The following is a 23,101-nucleotide window of genomic DNA, read 5'->3' on the forward strand; positions in this document are numbered from 1 at the left end:
TTACATTACAAGAGAACACAACAGAATATGTTAACGACATCTTTTGATGGATTGTAACTGCGTAGACAGGCAAAACCTAAACTGATGGTGAAATGAAAGCTCCTTTTTTTCGGGATGCTATTTTACCTTGAGTTTAGGTTTTTCTTGTTTTACGTCAAAATATACGTGTATATTTTGTTGCGATTGAACAATAATGTCGTGAATATGGTGTTGACTTTGCTCTCTTTTGGATATTCTATCTTTCTGACTTGTCAATAAAAATACAAATTGAAATGAGGTTGTTATTCATGACCACAGCTAAAAAAGGATTCCCTGAAAACTTCCTATGGGGCGGCGCTACAGCGGCGAACCAATTGGAGGGTGCATTTGATAAGGATGGCAAAGGTCTCTCCACTGCGGATATGATCGCACATGTTCCGAAAGAGAAGCGTACAGGCGGCCATGCAATGGAAATTTCCTCTTCCCGCATTGAAGAGATTCTGGCTGGCAAAATCGAAGAACGTTTCCCTAAACGTTTTGGTATTGATTTCTACCATCGTTTCAGAGAAGATATCGCACTGTTTGCGGAAATGGGCTTCAAAGTATTCCGTTTGTCCATCCACTGGGCACGTATTTTCCCGAACGGTTATGATCAAGAGCCAAATGAAGCAGGTTTGAAATTCTACGATGAAGTCTTCGACGAATTGTTGAAACATGGCATTGAGCCACTCGTAACGTTGTCTCACTATGAGACTCCGCTCGGTTTGACGCAAAAATATAACGGCTGGGCTGGCCGTGAAGTAATCCAACATTATGTTAGATACGCAGAGACCGTATTTAATCGCTATAAAAACAAAGTAAAATACTGGCTTACTTTCAATGAAATTAACGTAATGGTGTTCAGTCCTTACACTGGCGGCGGAATTCTCATTGATAAAGTAGATAACAAGCTGCAAACCACATATCAAGCGCTGCATCACCAATTTGTTGCAAGTGCATTGGTAACGAAGCTTGCTCATGAGATTATCCCAGGTTCCCAAGTGGGCTGTATGCTTGCACGTATGGAGACATACCCAGCGACTTGTAATCCAGTAGATGTTCAACTGGCTCAGCATGAGAACCAGCTTAACCTGTTCTTCACAGACATGCATGCTCGTGGTAAATACCCGAACTACATGGCTCGTTACTTTGAAGAAAACAACATCGTGATCCAAAAAGAAGCTGGCGATGACGAAATCTTGTTGAACAACACCGTTGATTTCATCTCCTTCAGCTACTACATGTCTGTAACAAAATCAGCTTCCGCTGGTTTGGAAGAAACAGCAGGCAACTTGACTGGTGGCGTGAAAAACCCTTATCTGGAAGCTTCCGACTGGGGCTGGGAGATCGATCCGATCGGTCTGCGCGTAACATTGAACAACTTCTGGGATCGTTACCAAAAACCATTGTTCATCGTTGAAAATGGTCTGGGTGCATACGATAAAGTTGAGGAAGATGGTTCCATTCACGATACGTATCGTGTAGATTACCTGAAGAAGCATATCGAGCAAATGAAAGAAGCGATCAAAGACGGCGTAGAGTTGATTGGTTTCACAGCTTGGGGTCCAATTGACCTTGTAAGTATGTCAACTTCTGAAATGTCCAAGCGTTATGGCTTCATCTATGTTGATCTGGATGATGAAGGTAACGGAACGTTGGAACGTTCGAAGAAAGATTCCTTTGACTGGTACAAAAATGTAATTGCAACGAATGGTGAGCAACTGTAATACCTTGATCCCTAGGATATAACCGAATAACATCAGATGAATTCGGATTGTTACCGCATAAGAAGCGGGCAAAACCTAACAATAAAGGGGCATACTCATGGAGCTACATGCTCCATAAAGCCCTTGTTGGTTTTTGTTCCGCTTTTTTATGTTTGTTTTTTACAACAACAAGAGGAAGGAATGATTGAATTGACTACACCATTTCCAAAAGACTTTCTATGGGGCGGCGCAGTAGCGGCCAACCAGCTTGAAGGAGCATACAATACGGACGGCAAAGGCCTGTCTGTACAGGATGTAATGCCACACGGGATTACAACACCAAGAACTGAGGGGCCAACTGAAGATAACCTGAAGTTGATCGGGATCGATTTTTATAACCGCTATAAAGAAGATGTGAAATTGTTTGCAGAGATGGGCTTCAAAGTATTCCGTACATCTATTGCATGGTCTCGTATTTTCCCGAATGGTGACGAGCTGGAGCCGAACGAAAAAGGGCTGCAATTCTATGATGATCTGTTCGATGAGTGCCATAAATACGGCATTGAGCCACTGGTAACGATTTCTCATTATGAGACGCCACTTCACTTGTCCAAAACGTACGACGGATGGGTTAACCGCAAAATGGTTGATTTCTATGAGCGTTACGTAACCGTGTTGTTCAATCGCTTCAAAGGAAAAGTGAAATACTGGCTGACGTTTAATGAGATTAACTCCATTCTCGAAGAGCCATTCATGAGTGGTGGGATTTTCACACCAAAATCGGAATTGTCGAAGCAAGACTTGTACCAAGCCATCCATCATGAGCTTGTGGCGAGTGCGCTAGCGGTTAAGATAGGACATGAGATTATGCCAGAAGCCAAAATTGGTTGTATGGTGCTCAGCATGCCAACTTACCCACTAACACCTAACCCAGATGATGTTGTTGCAGCTATGCATGCAGAGCAGCGCAATGACCTGTTCGCAGACATTCATGCACGCGGATATTATCCGAAATACATTAATCGTTACTTTAAGGCGAACAATATCAACATTAAGTTTGAAGATGGCGATGCTGAGATTCTCAAACATACCGTTGACTTCATCTCATTTAGTTACTATGTAAGTATCTGTGAGACAGGAGATCCAGAGAAACGCAAAGAAGGTAAAGGAAACCTGTTTGCAGGTGTAATGAACCCTTATCTCAAAGCAAGTGAGTGGGGTTGGCAGATTGATCCACAGGGTTTGCGCGTAACCTTGAACAAATATTATGACCGTTACCAAAAACCGTTGTTCATCGTTGAAAATGGTCTAGGCGCCGTGGACGAGTTGATTACGGACGAGAATGGCAATAAAACAGTGAATGATGAATATCGCATTCAATACTTGAATGATCACTTGGTACAAGTAGGCGAAGCGATTGAAGATGGTGTAGAAGTTATGGGTTACACGTCTTGGGGATGTATTGACCTGGTAAGTGCATCGACTGCTGAGATGAAGAAACGTTATGGCTTCATTTATGTTGACCGTAATAATGATGGTTCAGGTACATTAGAGCGCTACAAGAAGAAATCTTTCCACTGGTACAAAGAAGTAATTGGTACGAATGGTGCAAGTCTTAAAGGAACGAACGAATAATCGTCCTGGTTCTAAAGCCTTAGCCCATCTTCGCGGTACGTAGCGTCGAATTTTGTTGAATATGAGCTGGGAGTGTCTTGCTTATGTTAGATTATACGACATTAACCGCTTTCACAAAAACATTGTCAGATGCACAATTCTGTGGTAAGATGGGACCTAAGGCTAATGAATACGGATTGTTACTGTTCAATCAGGCAAAACCGGAGGCAGGACATGTTCTCGTGACCTGCTTTGGTTTTGCCTTTTACTACTTTTGACGGTGCAAGGTGATGTGGAGAAAATGAAAATTGAGAAGGTGCTTAATAACAACGTAGTTACTGTGATTGATCCGGGCGGAAACGAACTGGTCGTCATGGGGCGGGGAATTGCCTTCAAGAAGCATACCGGTGAAACGATAGATGAAAGTCTGATCGAGAAGATATTCTCATTGGAGAGCAAGGAAGTATCACAGAAGCTCAAGACGCTCCTGTCGGACATCCCTGTTGAATATGTTGAATGTTCTGACGAAATTATTCGTTATGCAGAGACGGTGTTAGGTGAGAAACTGCATGAGAGTATTTATATCTCACTGACGGATCATATTCATTTTGCCATTGATCGGCATCGTCAAGGATTACAGATCCGCAATGCTCTATTTTGGGAGATCAAGCGCATGTACCGTAAGGAATATGCAATCGGTCTCAAGGCACTACAGATTATTGAAGAAACGTTGGGTGTACTTCTGCCCGAAGATGAATGCGCATTTATCGCTATGCATCTGGTCAATGCCCAGATGAACGGTGAGATGCGAGAAACCATCAGTATCACGAATATTGTCAAAGATATACTCAACATTGTAAGACGTAGCTTTGTCATTGAGCTTGATGAAGATTCGTTAAGCTATTATCGTTTTTTGACTCATTTGAAGTTCTTTGCACAACGTGTGTTACAAGGAACGGCCATTGAGGATAAGGAAGAAGATAATCCGCTTCATGATCTCGTAAGCAAGCAATATCCAGAAGCACATGCCTGTGCGGTAAGGATTAGTGATTATACGCGTAAGATCTACAATCGGGTACTATCCAAAGAAGAAATACTGTATCTGACCATTCATATTGAACGTGTGGTTAGGAATGAACAAACAATCGAATAATTTTGGGATTGTTACTGCAAAAAAGGCAAAACCTAAACGTTGAATAATGATAAGCTTACCGCTTTGTCATTATTCAGTGTTTAGGTTTTTTTTAAACCTTCATTACACATCAAAGGAGCAAATTCACAATGGATAAACAACAATTGTCCAAGGACATTTTGAAGTTGGTCGGTGGCGAAGAGAATATTGATCAAGTCACACACTGTATGACAAGACTTAGATTTAACTTGAACGACAACAAAAAAGCAGACAAAGCGACACTGAAAAATACACCAGGGGTTATGGGTGTTATGGAGAACGGTGGACAGTTTCAGGTTATTATCGGTAACGATGTACCTGTCGTGTATAACGCACTGGTAGGGAACATGTCCAAAGGTGCAAACGCTGGATCTTCTGGCGCTTCAGCTTCAACTGGCGAGAAGAAAAAGAGAAATCCAATAAGCGCGTTGTTCGACTTCATCTCAGGTATGTTTACACCAATCCTACCTGCGATTACGGGTGCAGGTATGATCAAAGGGATCGTGGCGATCCTTGTCGCACTTGGTTGGTTATCTGAGGAGAGCTCAACGTATATCATCTTGTCCGCCATCGGTGATGGTGCCTTCTACTTCCTGCCAATCATTCTGGCAATAAGTGCTGCACGTAAGCTGGGTAGTAATATGTATATAGCAGCGGCACTTGCTGCAGGGATTATGCACCCGAGTATTACGGAACTGCTGGCCGATGGTCACAACTCATCGTTTATGGGAATAACAGTCATCGCGGCAACGTATTCATCTACAGTTATTCCGATTGTTCTTGCCGTTTGGATTGCTTCATATGTAGAAAAAGCGGTTGATCGTGTTGTACATGCATCACTTAAGCTACTCGTTGTTCCAACAGTTACCCTGTTGATTATGGTTCCTCTGACATTGATGACGGTTGGACCATTGGGTACGGTTCTTGGTAATGGTTTGTCTGGCGGTATCTCTTGGTTGTTCGACAATATGTCTATCTTCGCAAGTATTTTGATCGGTGGTACAATGTCCCTGTTAATCATTACAGGTATGCACTATGCCTTGTTGCCAATCGTTGTTGGTTCAATGACAACACTAGGTTACGACTTTATTATTCCATTGATGTTCGCAGCTAACTTGGCACAAGGTGGCGCGGCATTCGGTGTAGGTCTTAGATCCAAAAATGCACAAACGAAATCACTTGCGTATTCCACAGGATTGACTGCTGTAATGGGGATTACAGAACCCGCGATGTACGGTATTAACATGAAATTCAAGAAACCGTTTATCGCAGCGCTCAGCGGTGGTGCTATCGCTGGTGCTTTTATGGGGATCTTCAATGTTAAATCGTATGTTATTACAGGACTTGCAGGTCTGCCGAGTATCGCAGCATTTATCAGCCCGGCGATTAGCACATTGATTTATGCACTGGTTGGCGGTTTGATTGCCATCGTAGCAGCGGCAATCATTACGTACATCTTGGGCTTCCAAGAAGATAACGCTCCACAAGCGGCTGCAACACCGGCTGCTGAACCTGCTACACCAGCAACAACAACTTCAGCGCCTGTTGTAAAAGAAGAAGCAAAAGCACAGGATGAGCAAATTTTCAGCCCAATGACTGGGGAAGTTAAACCACTTAGCGAAGTACCAGATCCTGCGTTCTCCGAAGAAATCATGGGTAAAGGGTTCGCTATTCAGCCGACAGAAGGACGTGCCGTATCTCCAATTAACGGAACGGTGTTCTCCTTGTCGAAGAGTGGACATGCGATCGGTCTTGTAAGTGATACAGGTGCAGAAATGCTGATTCATATCGGGATCGATACCGTGAAGCTGAAAGGTCAATTCTTCTCTCCTAAAGTTCAAGCTGGAGCGAAGGTGTCCGTAGGGGATGTATTGATGGAGTTCGACCGGGAAGAGATCGAAAAAGCCGGTTACACGACAATTACACCTGTCATTATTACAAACATGCATCAGTATGAATCCATTGAATCTGCTGGACGTACAACGATCACAGAGAAAGAATTGATCTATACGGCTAAAGCGTAAGCATGGGTTAAATAAGAATAAAAGCAGCAGCCTTACGAGGGAATTCGTAAGGCTGCTGCTTTTTTGTAGCTCATTTATTTGGAGTGTCTATTCAGCACCTACTGCTTCCAAAATCAATGGCTTCTACTGGATATCGAGGGTGGTCAGAGCCGATCAGAGCTGGGGAGATTGATTTTTTATGCTTAGACCTTGTAGCTCCCTAAATCTGCTTAGCTATCCGCTTGCAAGGTGCTTGGTGACTTCTCGGTGACGGACGGCAGCATATCTTCAACCATTTGTACAAAGTGCTGAGCCGGCTTGGAGAGGTGGCGGTGATGCAACCATACAAGCGCTGATCCAACGGTTGAGGATTGGTCAATAATACGATAGATATGTAAGGCGTGTTCATGATGCAGTTGAAGGACGGTGCGGGGCACGATTGAACTTGCAAAGCCTAGACGTACAAGCTCCATCAGCATCGCTACATCCGAGCATTCCCCCATAATGGATGGACTTACGTGATGTTCACGAAATCGATCGAGAATGAGTTCGAACATCCCAAGTCCTTCTGTGCTGGGTAACAAGAGTGGAATGTGAGCGAGCTGCTTCAAATAAGTCTCACCGTTCATTCCGGTTTCAAGAGGTGTAGCCGAGATATAGTAGAGAGGCTCCTGGGGGAGATGCAGCACTTCGTAATGCTCTGTTCGTACGGGCATCCGTACACAGGCCAGCTCTATTTTGCCATCATCCAGCAACTGACACAGTTGCGCAGATTCATTTTGCTGAATTTTATACGTAACCTTTGGGTGTGTCATTCGAAATTGTTGAAGTACCCGGGGCAGCAGACTGTCCGAGATCGTATTCATGCCTAGGTTGAGTTTACCGCGGACACCTTGGCGAAAGTCCTGTATTTCCATGACGGCTTCTTCCATGTATTTGGTTATCGTAATGGCATATTCATAGAAGCTTCGACCAGCTTGTGTCAGTTCCATTGTCCGTCCTTGGCGCTCAAATAAAGCAACACCTAGTTCTTCCTCCATCAGCTTAAGTTGCTGACTTAGGGGTGGTTGTGCCATGTGCAGTCTTCGTGCTGCTGCGGTAATCTGCTTCTCTTCGGCAATGGCTATAAAATAACGACATTGTTTAATATCCAAAAGGATGCTCCTTACTAACAAGTATATGTAGATCATATAGAAAGCCAATAAAACATGTATTTTTAATATACTACATCTCCATGGTACTATACATAAGGTTTAGACATTTACCTAGTGAGGCTGGGCTAACATAAGCCATGGAATATTATCGTTTCACGAAAGGAAATCAACACGTATGACCAAACAACAAGAGCATCTACGAACTCCAAATGTAAAACAATTCTCCTCTTCCGTTCTTGCAGGCATCCAATGGTTTTTCTTCTTATTTACAAATACCGTTGTTGTGCCGTTATCCATCGGGCATAATTTTCAACTTACACCAGAAGCTATTGCTACATCGATGCAGCACTCCTTTTTGCTGACAGGAGCAGTTTGTATCTTACAAGCGATATGTGGACATCGCTATGCAGTAATGGATGGACCCTCAGGGCTGTGGTGGGGGTTGACACTTAGCTTAACGGTCTCCGCTTCATCCGCAGGAATGAGCCTCGAACAGGTTGGCGGTGGACTGACAGCAGGCTTTATACTAGCTGGATTAACGATGGCGATCCTAGGTTGGATGGGTGCTGCTCATGTGCTTCAGAAGCTGTTCACGCCAATGGTGAAGAGTGCGATGTTATTTCTATTAACGATTCAATTGACCATGAATTTCTTCAAGGGCATGATTGGATATACAGAGTTTGGCACATTTAATCTACCAGTTGCGGCATTATCTATACTCATTGCGGTTCTTGTTGCGTGGATTCAGTTAAAGGGGAGAGGCAAGCTTGCCAATTATGCGATCTTGATCGGTATTATTGCGGGTTGGGTTGCTTATCGCATACTCATTCCTGGACACCAGAGCACCGAGACTCAGGCAGTGGGTGAGTTCTTCACCTTTTTTCCATGGGGTACGCCGAAGTGGGAGCCTGGAATCGTCATTACCGCTTTTTTTGTTGGGCTGGTGAATATGACGAATTCCATTACAACCTTGGGGGCTGTGGAGAAAATGTACGGGGTTCAAACGACGGCTCAGCAGTATAAGCGTTCCTATGGATGGACTGGACTGTTTACGGTTATCGCTGCATGTGTGGGTGTGATTCCCTTCGGTGCATTTGCTTCTTCCATCGGGTTTCTGGAGAGCACCCGTATTTTGCGTCGGTCAGCTTTTATAATGGGAGCTGGGTTGTTATGTATGTTGGGGCTGATGCCTATGTTGACGAGTTTCTTTGCTCAAATGCCACCGAGTGTGGGCAGTGCTGTGCTATTTGTAGCTTATTTGCAAATGTTTGGTACGGCAATACGAACGCTTGAAGGCACGGTCTTCAATTCCAAAACGATTTATCGTATTGCTCTTCCCATTCTTACGGGTGTTGCTATTATGAACATACCAGCAGAAGCATTTCAGGGTCTGCCCATCTATCTCATTCCTATGATCAGCAATGGTCTTGTCATCGGTGTGGTGATATCCCTTGTATTGGAATCTACAGTGAAATGGTCTAACTTGGATAACTCAGCCAAGACGAGTAAAGCGGCTTAAAGTTAGGAATATAACTCTTTTTCAGCAACAGTCCTATCGATGGTATAGGGCTGTTTTTTGTGTCAATTGTACCTATTTGACGATAATTCTATTTTGTCCTGCAAGCTTGCGCATTTCTCTAAATAGACGCTCCTGCTGGTCTTCGGCAACCTCAAACTCCACGCCATAGTGCCAATGGTTTCCTTTTTCCGCACCCCAACGCAGTAAACCCTCCATATATAAAGGTTCTTCCGTTAATGTTGTATCAAGCCCAATTCGGATCTCATTGGAATCTACGTTTAATCGGAGCGGGAAGGAGAGCTGACAGCCAGAACGACTGATATCGCATAGCTCGGCTTGAATGGGTTTGTCTGGCGCAGGTGACCCGTTAATGCTTATAATGTACACTTCCGATGTTATAGGTTGCTTTAAAAAATAGCGAAAAGGTGTTTTTCTCTGGTTGATTGACATGTACTCCTCCATATATTTCAAAAAAGTCAGTTATCGTTATATCGTCAAAAGAACAGCAGAAATGAAGAGAAGTGAAGGAAGTCAGAAGGGGAGTGGTCTCATTAAAATAAAAGAATCTACTCTTAACCTATTGAGTCCCGGTAGAAGAAGCAAACTAAAGATCGTTCTCAAGTTCCTTTAACAGTTAAAGAGAGCTTGATATAATGCTGAACATAGTACAAGAAATTGGCTGTATGCAAAAGGGTTGGACGACTACATAGAACACAAAATACAGATGTGTTATAGAGAGAGGGGCTGGACATGAGACAGGCATCATTTAGCTTTATTACAGACACGGCAACGATGTGTATATATGATTTGGGTACGTTGAAACATCGTTTGCAGGACACGGTAGACTGGTGGTCGATTCCTGAGGATGAACTGGCCGAGGTTAATGCTGGACATTGCCTTTTCATTAATCTGGGTGCAGATGGAGCATATAATGTGGATTGGAGCCTGAACGCCTCCTTGTCAGAAGGTGAACGAACAGGCGAAGGGCAGATATACTATCTTAATGTTCCTACAGGCAAGATCTTTATGGGCGCGGCAGAGGATGTCACAGCGGACGAACTTGAGCCTGATGAGGCGTGTGAAGGTGTGCTGCTAGAGCTTGAACCAGGTAGTTATGCATGCATCATATGGAGGGAGAACAACCGTATCCATGTGACGATGGAACCTAGCGTGAAGGGAAGTAACCATTTGGAGGATTTGATACGCATCTGAATGAAGAGGAGGAACTTTGGATGTATGAACAACAGCTAGCACGTATACAGGACAAGCTGGATGCATTGCGAAATGCGGATGTAGAGCTAAGCTTGTTCGGAGCGGAGAGTCATGAGTATGTGCTTGAGCCGGTATGGACTACCGAACAGATGAAGCAATTTGAACAGAAATGGAAGGTGCAACTGCCGAAAGATTATCAGGCTTTTTTGCTAATGATAGGTGCAGGTGGGGCAGGTCCTTATTATGGGCTGGAGAAGCCCGAGGATGGGGTATATGCGGTGCTGGATTATGGTGATGAGTTAAATGCGATATCCGATCCTTGCACATTAACGGAAGCATGGAATTGGGATTATGACTGGTATGATGATAGCCGAACAGAAGAAGAGTGGAGCCAGCTTGAACATGAATACTATGATCCGAAGTGGTCTGCCGGGATGCTGCGTATCAGTGATTTTGGTTGTGGAGTTTCCATGAATCTAGTCGTCAAGGGTTCTTCCTATGGAGAGATCTGGGCAGATGATCGTGCCAACAGCGGTGGAATCTATCCGGATCATTATATGGGGAATAAGGAACGACTTTCTTTTCTGGACTGGTATGAATTGTGGCTGGATCAGTCATTGTTAGAATGTGAGGAACAAGTAAAAGAATCATCGAACTAGCCTCGTTGAGCCGTAACCTTGAAGATAGGTTATGCCAGCACAGTCTGACTTATATGGAGGGGATAGGAAATGACAGGTACACCGAAGCAGGAAATCCCCGTCTTGATCTACCGTTATCAAGGCCCTCGTAGAAATATCGGATATACGTTATCACCCTTCTACGTGAAGGAACAGCTGGAAGTCTCTAAGGATGACATGTTGTTTATCTATGCAGAGGATTTTGAATATATTCAGCCGTTCGTGGAGAAGCATTTTCCCTTAATTGATGCATTTACCGGAGAGAGCATGGATAAGTTTGACCCTTGCTGGGATAATCCCCTGATGAAAGAAGCATGGCTCGTGATTTTGGAGGATCTAGAAAAATATCCGTTCGAAGAGCTCGAATTGGGGTCATTTATTGAGAAGTTCATGACTTGGGTCAGGAAACATGTACATCAAGCAGATGGTATCGAAGTGAGCGGCAACCTATAAGATAGATGTTTTTTTGTATCTCGTAATCAGATAATGCTTCTGCATTGCAGCGTACTGATTATGAAAGAGGCTTCTCCCATGGGACTGATCCCATCTAAGGAGAGAGGCTTTTTTTGCTATAAAAAAACCGTTTGAGCGGTTCATCCGTCATTACATATAGAAAGAGAGAAGAGGAGGGGTTAAGAGGTTGGGAACCAATGCTGAGATGAAAAAGATGCTTTTCATTCAGACGAATGATGAAACGGCGTTTGTTCAATCCATCATGGAGCATCAGGATACATTATTCTCCATTGCCTACAGTTATCTGCGGAACCGTCATGATGCGCTGGAAGCCATTCAGGAGATGACATGCCGGGCTTGGATAAAACGCAGCTCTCTCAAAAATGAGAATGCATTCAAATCCTGGATTATCCGCATTCTGATCTACATTTGCATTGATGAACAGAGACGACGTAAGCGCACCACAGTGATCCCTAATGAAGAATTGGATGATACGTTTAACGGTGCTACCGTAGACGGAATCCAGGCAGATCAGCTCGCGATCCGTACTGTTCTGGAATCCATTAAACCGAAGTATCGCCATGTGTTGCTGCTAAAATATTATAACGATATGACGTTAGCTGAAATTGCAGCAATTCTTGGGAAACCCGAAGGTACGGTTAAGACATGGCAGCACAAAGGGCTGGAACAGCTTCGTAAATTGATGAAAAACCGGGGGGATTGGCATGAATACTAGTTCAGAGGAAAAGGTACTAATCGCGGATGCTGCCCGGTTACAGCGGGATATGAGGCAGATGAATAAGTCCGAGACTACACATGCGATCCAGCGTGGACTCGCAAGGGCGCGTAGGGCGAGGAGACATGATCGAAGCCTAGCGATGAAGTGGATTTCGGTGCTTCTTGTGGTGGTCATCGGTGGAGCTTGGCTGATGTCAGAACTCTATGATCAAACATCGAAGCAACTAACAGCAGGAGAGCAAGCAACGTATTGGGAGAAGCTTGAGCCTTTTCGTACTTTATTTCAAAGGGATACTGATCGGAGCACGATGTTGTCTGCTATTAATCATGGCTATGTGCAGATGGTTGATCGGACTGTCGTATCAGGCGCATATGAATTCACCATTAATGCAGTTATGGCAGACAGGAATAGACTCATTGTTTTATACACCGCCAAGACGGATGAAACGCAGGAGATTCATTCTGTTAACCATGTAAAGGTTACGAATGCGGAGACGAATCAATCTCTTGGGTTAATGGGGGATCTTAATGCACCGCCCAATGATAATACGATATATGGTCGAAGTTACGTTATGTTAGATGCTGATACACCTGTGCCTGAGAAGGTAACGATCACATATCAAATCACATCCACTTCTAGCAATAATGAACAGCATTCAGGGACAATTAAAAGTGATAAGCTTATGCAGCTTTCGGAGCCAGTGAGTATTTCTTTGAAGTTGGATTCAAAGTTTGCTAATCCTAAGACTGAATTGTTTAAGCCTAATAGTTCACTTGTATTAGAAGGTCATTCGTTTATGTTATCTGAGGTAGAGATGTCTCCTCTTTCAACTAGAATTAAAATCGATATTGAAAACGGGGAGAACATGGATGATGAAGAGAAACAGTCCATGATGGATCTGATTAATGGAGTCGATGTAATATCTGTCACAAAGGAAGGTCACACACTACTGGGTTCTCTGTCTAATTACTTATCTGGAAACACTTTAGAAACGCTGGTATCTTTAGGATCAGACCGTGTCTCGGAAGATGGCATAATCTATATTCTAGGTAGTAATTTGTTAGATGATCCAAGATCACTAACCTTCAGGCTTTATACTCAGCGAAACAAAGTGCATGAAGTGGAAAGGTTAGAGATTAAACTTAAATAGATACAAAAATTCAAGAGCGAGTAAACCAGGGCGAAGCTCCTTTTTTCTTCGGAGGAAAGGGTTTCGTTTTCTTATATGTGCAGACCCAGTGCGTTGTTGCGAAATGAATAAAAATTATTTTTTTTGCATATTTTGTATTGTCACACGGCAGGTTACATTATATAATCGGATTGTAACAAGAAAAAAATTACAAAGGATGTGGAATTTTGAAGAAGTTTTCAGCTCTTTTACTTGCGGTCACTTTGTTGTTGCTAACCGTTTCAGCAGCTCCTCCTACTACATACGGTGCAGCTAATTTCCCCAATACGGGAACGACTGGGTTGACGGGTTTTGCTGGTAATGCCAAGAGTGTGTCAGGTGTTTCCAAGTCTGCTATAACAGGTGGTAAGAATGGTCAGGTCATCTACATTAACAATCTGAACGATCTGAGAACTCATGCTGCGGATACTACGCCTAAAATTTTGGTCATTGAGAAAAATATCTCTTCATCCAGTCTGCAAAAAGTCAACTTTGGTGCCAACAAAACCATTGTTGGTTCTTACAACAATCACAAGCTCACCAACATCAACTTTAGATCTACAGCTAGTTCAAGCAATGTGATTTTCCAAAATTTAAGATTTGAACACTCTGCTAATATTAATGCAAATGATGATATTCAACTGTACATTACTTCAGGTAACAACTATTGGATTGATCATGTGACTTTTGCTGGACACAGCTATAGTTCCAACGGTAACGATCTTGATAAACTGCTCTACGTTGGCGACCGTGCCGATTTTATCACCATCAGTAATTCTAAATTTTCCAATCATAAGTATGGCGTTATCCTAGGTCACCCTAATGATGGAAACAGCAGCTATAATGGAGTTCCTCACATCACAATGTCTAACAATTACTTTGAAAATGTATATGTACGTGGTCCGGGGCTGTTTCGCTATGGATATTTCCATCTGAAAAACAACTATGCGAACAATTTCAATCAATCGATTACAATAGGTGAAAAAGCCCGTATTTACTCCGAAAATAATTATTTTGGTGCTGGTGCTGAAAAAGGCGGCATTCTGGATGACAAAGGTAAGGGCGAGTTCACAGATACAGGTAGTACACCTGCATTGAGCGCTAAAAGTTCTCCAAAAACGAACTGGAGACCTAGCACGAACTACAGCTATGAAGTCCAATCTGCTAGCTATGCTAGAGAGTTTGTAACCAAATATGCAGGATCATCGAACACTACGCTCGTATTCGGTAAATAACAATTATTTAGGTGATAGACCCCCATGGGTAATGGGGGTCTATTAGTGTTCTATAATAGGTGCACACACGATCCGATACGCAAGTTTAACGAATGTAAAATTAATATTTAATTTAGGTTAATATATGCCGATATATTATTAGTGCGTATTGATCTCAGTAGATAGAATACATCAGACACAAAGATAAATTAGTCTGTGAGTATGCATCTTTTTAAGAGTGAGGCATGAGAAATGAATGTACATATGAGTTTAAACGATGATTGTTTGATTTTAACTAAAAGGGTGGAGAATGAATGAATCGTTACGATGAGATTATGTGGAACAGAAACAAAGTCATCACTATCATCTTATGGGGTGTAGTGGCATTGGGGTTTGCTATGATCTTTATGCATCCCAAGTTAATTTTTTCGAATATTGTCGCCATTTTATTTGCATCGTGGGCGACCTATGCTAATGTGAAGAAAAAGCACATTCATCTCATTCCATGGCTAATTACAGTTATTATTGTTGCTTGTGGAATTTACGGGGGATGGGGAAGTAACCAATCCATAATGACCATTTTGATCTCTTCCGTTATATTATTGTATCCAGATAAGAAAATGTTTTTGATTGGATTCTTAGTCATGTATGCGAATGATATTCTTAAATTGTTCATTCTTCCAAGCACGACCGCAGAAGTTTTTAATAAGGATATAACCCAAGTCATTCTCGTCGGCGCAATTGGTGGAATTCTGTTTTTGGTCGCACACATGTCTCAGAAACTCTTCCGTGAGAGTGAGAAAAGATGGGCTGAGGTCGAGCAATCTCGTGTCAGGGTTGAATCGATGCTAGAACGAGTCAAGGTATCGGTAACGGGATTGACTAATTTCACGGATCAATTGAAGCGCAAAGTTGACGAAACAGGTTCAATTATGAATGAGGTAACGATTGGTTTCAGTGAAGTAGCAAAGGGTGTGGAGTTCCAAGCCACGAGTGTAGCAGAAATATCAGGCTCCTTGTCTCAATCCGATCAGCATATTCGAGATGTAGCGGCTAATTCATCTAAAATGAAGGAACTTTCTTCGCATATGACCCAAAGCACGCAAACAGGAAGTACACAAATGGAGCAACTAAACGTACAGATGCAGGGGATTTCTGATCAAATTAAGATCACTGCGGATGATATGGAACGATTCAATCAAGAGAGTGAGTCTATGACCATGCTGCTGAGCAGCATCACGGAAATTGCCAGTCAGACGAATCTCCTTGCCCTTAATGCTGCTATTGAAGCGGCTCGTGCTGGAGAACAAGGTCGTGGTTTCGCGGTCGTTTCAGAGGAAGTTCGCAAGCTCGCTGAGCATTCTGGACAATCGGCTCAGGAAATTGCTACGGTGTTAGCCAGATTGAAAGGACAAACACAGGCGCTAACAGATCGTTTTGTTAATATCCGAGAGTCGTTGTCAAAAGGCCAGGAAACTGTAGAAACGGCTGAAGATGTATTCCGTACGATTAATGGCAATTCTCAGCATGTCTTGAGTCAAGCGATGGACATTGAAGGTAGTTCGGCGACCATGAAAGATGCTTCAACCAAAGTAGTTAATGAAGTCGCTGATATATCTAGCGTGACGGAGCAATCCAGTGCAGCGGCAGAAGAGATTCTGGCAAGCATGGAGGAACAGCGTAATCTTACGCAGAACATTGTGAGTAGCTTCGATGAGTTAGAATTGTTAATCAGGAGTTTGAATGAATTGGTAGCGGACGATCAGAATTCATCGAATGTTACTGTTCCAAGTGAGCAATCGGCATAAGTTTGAAGAATTATGTTTCGATGCAAAATAGAGCCTGTCCTAACGTAAATGGATAGGCTCTTTTGGTTTTCATTAAGTTGAAGGGCAGGAATAATAAGGGTTGTATACGAATACATAATGTGGCGTCCCAAATAAGTTGATTAACGTGATTTCAACGTTCGAGTGATGTAAGCATCATAAAACTAAAAGGAGTAACTTTGCCCTATGCAGAATATACATAACTTTGTTTCAGATTACACGAAAGATAAGAAGCATTTACACCTTGCTATTGGGATTATAAGAGGGAATGATATTGAATACTTTTCGTTTAGTCATGATAAAAAGAAAAGTATAGTTCCTCCTGAGCATAGGTTATTTGAAATCGGCTCTATAACGAAAGTATTTACATCCATTCTTTTATTAGCAATGGAGGAAGAAAACGTGCTATCCACAGATGATGTGGTTGGTAAGTTCCTGCCAAGCGTTAAGAATGATTATTTGAATAAAATCACCTTGAAGAACCTTGCTACTCATACCTCGGGATTACCTATTTTGGCAACCAACCATAATATGGCTAAGAAAAGATCAGATCCTTATTCCATGTATACGGAGGAAGATTTATCCTCTTTTTTAGATACAGCTGATTTCACGGATGGCATTGGTTCATTTGCATATTCCAATCTTGCCGTGGGTTTGCTGGGCAATATTTTATGTAAGGTGTCGGGGAGTACATATGATGAAATGTTAAAAAGATATATAACTGAACCACTACAAATGAAAGAAACAGCCATTCTGCTTAATTCAGAACAGGATAGCAGATTTTTGAATGGACATGCTTCAACTGGCAGAAGAGTCCCTCATTGGAATCTCGCTATACATGAAGGAGCTGGTGGGATCAAGTCTTCTATTCGTGATATGAGTTTATTGGTTCAAGCCAATCTAAATGATGATCATCCGATCGCCTCTATACTAGCCAAAAGTCATCTTCCGAACACCATTGGAAATGCGAATCTTTATTTTGGCTGGGCTGGGGATAACATTCAAGATAAAGAGATTCTCTGGCATAACGGAGGTTCAGCGGGTTTTAACAGCTTTCTAGCTTTCAACAAGGAACTCCGTGTAGGAGTTGTATTGTTATCGAATTATTCTTTTTTCTCCAACGTGCTTATCGATCATTATGTTGCTCAATTAAAGAAATGGATTACTAGAAAAGAGCCTGCTCAAGCAATGATGATAGACTCAGTAGGTATAGAAATACTTGAAGCAATGTTAAGTAGCGAATGAAGTACGAGGAGTCATTAAAATAATAATACATATATGGAGGTAACAAAGTTTGAGTACTCACTATTATTTCAGTTGGTTTAATCATTTTTTGCCAGAAAAGCTGGTCAAATTGTTGCATAAGGATATTACAGACAGACAATCGCTTGTCATGATTAGTGCGGATCCTTCTAATTATGAAGATGATCAGATTAACTTTGATGATATTTCGGAATGGACATGGTTGAAGCAGGCTAACCTTATGTTCGATGAATATCATTTTGTTGATTACCGTATGCCGAAGGAGGATGCTCAGCTTTTGATTCAGAACGCTTCTGTCATTTTTTGTTGCGGTGGATATCCTGCTTTGCAGCACGATTTTTTGATGGATTATGAATTAATGGATGTTATTAAGAAGAGCAATGCCGTCATTCTGGGTGCCAGCGCTGGTTCATTAAACATGGCTGCCAAATGGTTGAACCTGGAGACTACTAGCGACGAAGTTGAAACAAGTACGATTTACGAAGGGATTGGCTTTGGTCATTTTGCCTATGAATCACACTCGCTACGAAACTACGCCACGTTTGTTCAAGGCTATCTGTTCCCTTTGTCTGAGGAAATGGATGTTTATGCGGCAGAACAGGAGAGCGCTATGCGTGTGAAGGACGGCGTAATAGAAACAATGGGTTCGATCTATTTAATATCCCACTCAAAGATTCAGAAATTGGCTGAGACGCTCTAATCAGGGTGAGGGAATTTACTAATGGCTCTAAGTCTTACTGGTATTTTATTTTGAGAAGAATTGTTTTTCATTCATGAAGAAGAAAACTCTTTAAAGCTTCCGATTACTAATTTACGCCGAATTCGAATCATATCTCCAAGCGAGTAACTGATGTGGTGCATCTGTAGACAGCCCAATAAAAAGCCTAGCTTGGTGATGATACAACTGTGGGTGAACTTCTGTCGTGGTGGCATCACAAGTCAGGGTAGAGCAATTCCATACGTACAGATCGAGCCCGTATCTCCAAGTAAAAAGCTTATCTTGATCTGCGGCGATACCCGCTTGAGCATGGGGGAAGACAACTTCTACCGGACTCGTTGTACTGAAGGCAGGCACGGAAGTGATGACGCCGATTCGCTCACCTGTTTGCGCATTAAATAAAATAATGGCGGGTGATACACCCTCTTCCTGCCAATCTTCTTCATCCACCATTTCTTCGTCTACTTGACCCCAGATTGCTATGGTATGGGGTGAAATCCAGGCGGAAGGCAGATCCCAATCCATGGTTTGCCATAGTTTATGGATCGAGGCTCCGTCCTCCGATTCCCATACATGTTTTAACCAGTTTTCCAAACTCCAGGAACGGGCAATACCTAGAGGTGCCCATACCCATCCGCTATCTACAATCCATTTCTGATCAGGAGACACGCTTAATTTACCATGAAAGTAATCGAGATAATGTTTACTTGTACCAGGCTCGTCCGTGTTCTGATTGGAATCATTATTATATTTTGGAGTGGGTCTAACTGTAAGGGATGTACCACGGAGAACATCGGTTAGATCTAACCGATTCCACTCTGTACCGTGGATTAAGATTAATCGCTGATCTATATAAGCAAAACTTAGTGGGTATGTAGATACATCATAATGATAGTCGTCTCGCGATAATTGCAGGATTTCTTTTCCATCTAATAGATCATATACAGCCGCATGTTGCCCATACACATTAGATACTGCAGCGACAGCTCCATCTGGACTAATAACGATCTGAACAGGATGAAGTAGATTCAGATCAGGGATGTTCGTTTGCAGAATTCGTTCGGTTACTCCGGTATGTAGGTTGAGCTTCCATAACTCAGCAAGGTCATTTAAGGCAAGTACCATAATCCGCTCTGGGTCGTGCGATTCCTCGGTTAGTTCTTGGATGGTTATTAATGTTCCAGGTGAAGGATGAAGCTCAGGAAGTGGAACGGGATAAAAAGACATGATGCACCTCCGAAATAAGGGTTTTACAAGATTTGTACACGGTGTTCAAGATTCAATATAATAGGGAGAAGAATATATTGTCAAAAAGCTTAACAGTATACATAGGATTAGAGGAATAGGAGGCAGAAGAACCTGATGAATTGGGTGGAAACTAGCAAAATAAAAGATGTGAATCAAATTCGGGAAGCAGTCCAAGGTTTGAATATCAATGAGAGAGATGAGCGGGGCCGGACACCGTTGATGCTCTGCTTAACTGCGCGCATGCCTGCTGCAGGCATACGCTGTTTATTAGAACAGAACCCAGACCTGGAGATTGAAGATAAACTTGGGGATACCGCACTCAAAAAGGCCATACGATTCAAGCAGGTAGAGGCCATTTCGCTTCTACTTGAATTTGGAGCCAAGCTAGATTCTCCACAGGGCATTCTAGGCACGGCCTGGAATGCTGCACGGTCTAATCCTGACATCGCTGATCTATTATTGGATACACCAGGTGCAATCCGGTTGAAGTTAACCGAGAACGAGCAGAGCAAGGTGGATGCCATTGTATATGAAGAATCAATAGAGCAGGCCATCGTCAAGATTCGTGAGCTGGATTCCGCAGTGCTGATACATGCCGTTGTTAGCGAATATAACTGGGATGATGGGCCTGAGCCAATGCTGGCTGTTTGTGAACATCCCGCATGTGCAGAGATCACATTGCTAGACATGCTAGAGTTAATGGAAGCAGACTACTGGCTTGAAATGGATGAGGAAGAGGTGCGTCAGCGCGTTGACGGGCCTGCTTATCGCCGGCTTGCAGAACAATTGTATGATAGACAGTCCACAAGGAGTTGAGCAATATTGGACTCTCGGATCGAGAAAGCCTGGTGAGCGAATTGCTGATCACGTGAACAAAGGTTAGTTGAACAGTTACAACAACGATTAGCAATTTAGTTAGTGTCTAGCTGGGGCTACCCTACTAAAACATCGTTTCATCGATCCAGAGCATTTAGGCTCGAACCGCAGCTAGCTGATCATATATGTTCAGCTAGCTGTACCTCGAATCCGTCTGGGTCAGTAATGTAAATAAAGCGCAGATGAGGATTGGGCTGAATTGGGCCGCGGATAATCGGAATATCCAGCGTTTTCAGTTGCTCTACCGCTTCCTCTAGGGAGTTCACTTCATACCCAATCGATATGCCAGCTTCCGGTTTAAGGATGGATTCGCTGCCCTCGATTAGTTCTAGCTTCGTTTCATTTTTTATGCCAAGCATAGCAATCTGTCGTCCGCGACTCTCGAATCTGCGCTGAATCGGAAGCCCTAGTTTTCCGTTGTAAAACGCCAGCGAGTTCTCTAGGTTGCTCACACGCAGAGTAATCCAATTTAGTTTAATTAACATGGGAGAATCTCTCCTTTTTACGTTATATGTAGAAACATTACGTTTATTATACGGCAAAGATAAGCCATGCAGATATACTTTACAGGTATATTTCAGACGAATGAAAGAGCCCGCACATCATTGTGCGGACTCGTTTGGTATTTAATTCCAAACTACTTTTATTGAATCAGATCAACAGCCATCTGTGGTACAAATGCATCAACGCCGTTATAGACGATCACACCGTCCAGCATGGTTTTCTTGCCATTTACGAGAGCGATATTTTTGTAGATTTGCAATTCCAGCTTGGTGCTACCTTTAGTTACAAGGATTTTAGGGTTCTTCGCATCTGTCAGATCCAGCTTGTACGTTGCACCTTTAGCTGTAAATGCTTGCTTCGCAGGTACAAATAACTGTTTGCTAACGCTGTCCAGATCCAGGTTAAGCACACGTGCCATGTATTTAGCAACATCTGTGTTGTCGATCACGCCGAATGGACGGTCATTGTTCGGAGCATACGTATACAGAACTACATCTCCACCCGTGTGACCACCAGTTGTCCAGCCGATCCCCGCACGTTTGCTGATCATTGGTCCAACAACATAGTTAAGGCTACCTGGCTTTGCTTCTTTGATTGCTTTTACTTCTTCTGAAGTCAGGTCAGAGATGCCATAGTATTGCTTCATTACAGCTTTGATGTTTGTGCGCTGAGCATTCAGCTTCGCTTCAACACCTTCACCTGTCAGCTTGGCCTTTTTCAAAGGTCCGATAAATGTGGACAAGGGCTCTTCGTCGTACGTACCTGAAGTTGCATTATTACCAATGGTAAGTCCGCCATTACCGTGGTCTGTTACAGCAACAACAACGGTTTCTTGATTGGATTTGGCAAAATCCATAGCTGTTTTGACTGCATCATCAAAGGCAAGGACATCACTAATGATACCGATTGGATCATTGGCATGTGCTGCCCAGTCTACTTTACTACCTTCAACCATGAGGAAGAAGCCATCTTCATCTTTGGAAAGCACATCAATTGCTTTAGCAGTCATTTCTGCAAGACTTGGTTGTTTGGCTGGATCACGATCCATATTATAAGACATACCTGCAGGTGCAAACATACCCCACAGCTTGTTTGAGTTAGATGCTTTCATTGCTTCAGGCGTAGTTACATAATCATATCCCAGCGCTTTAATGGAGGAGACAAGATTCTCGCCATCTTTACGACCAGCAGGCTCAAGATAACGGCTACCGCCACCGAGTACAACGTCCATACCATTGTAAACTTGTTGTTTGCTCAGAGCGTCGTAGTTTTTGCGATCTGGATAATGAGCCGAGAAGTCAGCTGGCGTAGCATGCATAATCTCAGAAGTAGAGATGATTCCTGTTGCTTTACCCGCAAGTCGGGATGCTTCAAGAATGGAGGCTATCGGCTTCTTGGCATCACCTGGTGCAATTGCTTTCTGTCCAGGCATGGTCGCTTTATCCGGCAGGACGCCAACATAGCCCGTGTGAGATTTGTGCCCTGTTGCAAAAGCTGTTCCTGCTGGCGCCGAGTCCGCAATCGGCGCATCCGCGGAGTGAGTACGTACCAAACCACTTGCCATAGAATCCAGTGTAAGAGATGAACCCTTGTACCAGCGAGCAAGAGCGGTAGCATCATTAGCCATTCCGTCTGGGATCAGGATAATCACATTTTTGATTGGGGATGCACTGGACGTGCTATCCTCCACAGCCCAAGCGGCACTGCTTCCACCCAGGGTAGCGGTTACAATCGTAGTCACCGCGAGCATCATTTTTGCTGCACGAGCGTTAAAGCGAGTTAACATGAACACAGCCTCCTATAAGATATGTATAGTTTGGTATCCAGAACCAAGTGTAATCAATGAATGATAAATGAGCGTTACCTGTAGATTAAATAAATGTAAATTTTACGATTATGAGGCAAGTGGAAACGAGTTTCATCCATGATAAATAGAAAGTTGATACCATCTACTCTATAATGCATTCCTGTTCTCCGCCTTCTGTTTCTGAATTACGAATTGTCTGTGGTTTACAGAG

Annotated in this window: 21 protein-coding genes; 16 read left to right on the forward strand and 5 right to left on the reverse strand. The window is 43.0% G+C overall.

Going from position 1 to position 23,101, the window contains the following annotated elements; all coding sequences use genetic code 11:
• The first annotated feature begins 287 nt into the window (after positions 1-287).
• The 5 genes from J2T19_RS13070 (at position 288) to J2T19_RS13090 (ending at position 6,533) form a co-directional block, all read left to right on the forward strand.
• Positions 288-1,745: a glycoside hydrolase family 1 protein gene (locus J2T19_RS13070; RefSeq protein WP_307216314.1), complete on the forward strand. Its 1,458-nt coding sequence runs from the start codon at positions 288-290 to the stop codon at positions 1,743-1,745.
• A 180-nt stretch (positions 1,746-1,925) separates the two neighbouring features.
• Positions 1,926-3,359 (forward strand): glycoside hydrolase family 1 protein, encoded by a 1,434-nt coding sequence (locus J2T19_RS13075; protein WP_370874870.1) that lies wholly within the window; start codon positions 1,926-1,928, stop codon positions 3,357-3,359.
• Positions 3,360-3,442: 83 nt separating this feature from the next.
• Entirely contained in the window at positions 3,443-3,616 is a 174-nt protein-coding gene (locus J2T19_RS13080) for a hypothetical protein (protein ID WP_307216316.1), read from the forward strand.
• 23 nt (positions 3,617-3,639) lie between these two features.
• Complete coding sequence (gene licT, locus J2T19_RS13085) at positions 3,640-4,491, forward strand: BglG family transcription antiterminator LicT (protein ID WP_056701613.1); 852 nt, start codon at positions 3,640-3,642, stop codon at positions 4,489-4,491.
• 128 nt (positions 4,492-4,619) lie between these two features.
• Positions 4,620-6,533 (forward strand): beta-glucoside-specific PTS transporter subunit IIABC, encoded by a 1,914-nt coding sequence (locus J2T19_RS13090; protein WP_307216319.1) that lies wholly within the window; start codon positions 4,620-4,622, stop codon positions 6,531-6,533.
• A gap of 209 nt (positions 6,534-6,742) precedes the next feature.
• Here the strand turns inward: J2T19_RS13090 and J2T19_RS13095 are convergent, their stop codons facing one another.
• A complete protein-coding gene (locus J2T19_RS13095) occupies positions 6,743-7,666 on the reverse strand; it encodes a LysR family transcriptional regulator (protein ID WP_307216321.1) in 924 nt (307 codons plus the stop codon).
• A gap of 175 nt (positions 7,667-7,841) precedes the next feature.
• Between J2T19_RS13095 and J2T19_RS13100 the strand changes: the two genes are divergently transcribed.
• A complete protein-coding gene (locus tag J2T19_RS13100) occupies positions 7,842-9,185 on the forward strand; it encodes a uracil/xanthine transporter (protein WP_307216323.1) in 1,344 nt (447 codons plus the stop codon).
• Between the two features lie 72 nt (positions 9,186-9,257).
• On the opposite strand, the gene J2T19_RS13105 is transcribed toward J2T19_RS13100, so the two are convergent.
• Complete coding sequence (locus tag J2T19_RS13105) at positions 9,258-9,635, reverse strand: PilZ domain-containing protein (RefSeq protein WP_307216325.1); 378 nt, start codon at positions 9,633-9,635, stop codon at positions 9,258-9,260.
• A gap of 300 nt (positions 9,636-9,935) precedes the next feature.
• Between J2T19_RS13105 and J2T19_RS13110 the strand changes: the two genes are divergently transcribed.
• The 9 genes from J2T19_RS13110 (at position 9,936) to J2T19_RS13150 (ending at position 18,437) form a co-directional block, all read left to right on the forward strand.
• Entirely contained in the window at positions 9,936-10,397 is a 462-nt protein-coding gene (locus J2T19_RS13110) for a DUF6386 family protein (RefSeq protein WP_307216327.1), read from the forward strand.
• Positions 10,398-10,417: 20 nt separating this feature from the next.
• Complete coding sequence (locus J2T19_RS13115; protein ID WP_307216329.1) at positions 10,418-11,056, forward strand: SMI1/KNR4 family protein; 639 nt, start codon at positions 10,418-10,420, stop codon at positions 11,054-11,056.
• Positions 11,057-11,125: 69 nt separating this feature from the next.
• Positions 11,126-11,527 (forward strand): hypothetical protein, encoded by a 402-nt coding sequence (locus tag J2T19_RS13120; RefSeq protein WP_307216331.1) that lies wholly within the window; start codon positions 11,126-11,128, stop codon positions 11,525-11,527.
• Between the two features lie 187 nt (positions 11,528-11,714).
• Positions 11,715-12,263 (forward strand): RNA polymerase sigma factor, encoded by a 549-nt coding sequence (locus J2T19_RS13125; RefSeq protein ID WP_307216333.1) that lies wholly within the window; start codon positions 11,715-11,717, stop codon positions 12,261-12,263.
• Complete coding sequence (locus J2T19_RS13130; protein WP_307216335.1) at positions 12,253-13,416, forward strand: DUF4179 domain-containing protein; 1,164 nt, start codon at positions 12,253-12,255, stop codon at positions 13,414-13,416. Before J2T19_RS13125 ends, J2T19_RS13130 begins: the two co-directional genes overlap by 11 nt.
• A 206-nt stretch (positions 13,417-13,622) precedes the next feature.
• Entirely contained in the window at positions 13,623-14,669 is a 1,047-nt protein-coding gene (locus J2T19_RS13135) for a pectate lyase family protein (protein WP_307216337.1), read from the forward strand.
• A gap of 293 nt (positions 14,670-14,962) precedes the next feature.
• Positions 14,963-16,456: a methyl-accepting chemotaxis protein gene (locus tag J2T19_RS13140; protein ID WP_307216339.1), complete on the forward strand. Its 1,494-nt coding sequence runs from the start codon at positions 14,963-14,965 to the stop codon at positions 16,454-16,456.
• Positions 16,457-16,660: 204 nt separating this feature from the next.
• A complete protein-coding gene (locus J2T19_RS13145) occupies positions 16,661-17,719 on the forward strand; it encodes a serine hydrolase domain-containing protein (RefSeq protein ID WP_307216341.1) in 1,059 nt (352 codons plus the stop codon).
• Positions 17,720-17,768: 49 nt separating this feature from the next.
• Positions 17,769-18,437, forward strand: a complete 669-nt coding sequence (locus J2T19_RS13150; protein WP_307216343.1) for a type 1 glutamine amidotransferase family protein — start codon at positions 17,769-17,771, stop codon at positions 18,435-18,437.
• Between the two features lie 111 nt (positions 18,438-18,548).
• On the opposite strand, the gene J2T19_RS13155 is transcribed toward J2T19_RS13150, so the two are convergent.
• The gene (locus tag J2T19_RS13155) at positions 18,549-19,682 is read right to left on the reverse strand and encodes a hypothetical protein (RefSeq protein ID WP_307216345.1); all 1,134 of its coding nucleotides are present in this window, start codon (positions 19,680-19,682) and stop codon (positions 18,549-18,551) included.
• A gap of 135 nt (positions 19,683-19,817) precedes the next feature.
• Here J2T19_RS13155 and J2T19_RS13160 point away from each other — a divergent pair, with 135 nt between their 5' ends.
• Positions 19,818-20,519 (forward strand): DUF4274 domain-containing protein, encoded by a 702-nt coding sequence (locus J2T19_RS13160; protein WP_307216347.1) that lies wholly within the window; start codon positions 19,818-19,820, stop codon positions 20,517-20,519.
• Between the two features lie 179 nt (positions 20,520-20,698).
• On the opposite strand, the gene J2T19_RS13165 is transcribed toward J2T19_RS13160, so the two are convergent.
• Entirely contained in the window at positions 20,699-21,064 is a 366-nt protein-coding gene (locus J2T19_RS13165) for a VOC family protein (protein ID WP_307216348.1), read from the reverse strand.
• 158 nt (positions 21,065-21,222) lie between these two features.
• Positions 21,223-22,869 (reverse strand): alkaline phosphatase, encoded by a 1,647-nt coding sequence (locus tag J2T19_RS13170; protein WP_370874871.1) that lies wholly within the window; start codon positions 22,867-22,869, stop codon positions 21,223-21,225.
• Positions 22,870-23,101: the final 232 nt, after the last annotated feature.

This window comes from Paenibacillus tundrae, from assembly GCF_030812775.1.
Lineage (GTDB): Bacteria > Bacillota > Bacilli > Paenibacillales > Paenibacillaceae > Paenibacillus > Paenibacillus tundrae_A.